Below are 679 nucleotides of genomic sequence, written 5' to 3'. Positions count from 1 at the left end.
ACATGGGTTACGGTTTATACCGGAGACATGGGTAACACTTTTGGCCCGAAGGGGTCTTGGAGTGGTTCGAGCCTGCATGTCTCATCGTCAAAATATCCCAGATCATAGTCCATGAAGCTGGTCAGCCAGATGTGGTCCTCGACTTGTTTGATACCAACGGTCTGGCCAGCAAAGACGAGGCTGAGATTGATCTTCTTGCTGTTATAGCAGATGCGGCCGCATGTGGTGACGGTGACGGCCTTGTCGTGGAACGGATAGTCGAGATCGGGCAGACCGGCATAGGGACGCGTTGAGGGCGCGTAACGCTCTGCCGGACAGGCCATGTCGAGCGCCTGGTGCGGGCGTTCTGAATTGAACTCGTCGATGAAGTCATCGAACTTGGCCTGCTGCTGAAGGAAATTGGCGCCTGCCGGTTTGGTGGTTTCCTTCTTCAAGGTGAGGTGCATGCGCTCATGGCGCCCGTTCTGCTGCGGGCAGCCCGGCTTGATGCGCTCGATGTCGATGCCCAGGCGCAGCCACCAGACCGACAGCTTGCTGAGGTTAAACAGCGCATTGGGGCTGGCGAAGGGCACGCCATTGTCGGTCCTGATCGCGGTCGGCAGGCCGAACTCTTTGAAAACGCTCTCGAACACAGTGAAGGCATAGGCTTCCTTGGTGGTCGAGAGCGCTTCGCAGGCGA

Annotated in this window: 1 protein-coding gene; it reads right to left on the bottom strand. The window is 57.7% G+C overall.

Translation table 11 applies throughout. The features are described 5' to 3' along the window. Positions 1–14 precede the first annotated feature (14 nt). Positions 15–679, bottom strand: a 665-nt coding sequence (locus LXM94_RS25975) for an integrase core domain-containing protein (RefSeq protein ID WP_235774784.1), incomplete at its 5' end; no start/stop codon positions are given.

This window comes from Rhizobium alarense, assembly GCF_021555155.1.
In the GTDB taxonomy this organism is placed as follows: Bacteria; Pseudomonadota; Alphaproteobacteria; order Rhizobiales; family Rhizobiaceae; genus Rhizobium_D; species Rhizobium_D alarense.
Note: the sequence above shows the minus strand (reverse complement) of the source record. Positions and strands in the feature narration are given on the sequence as shown.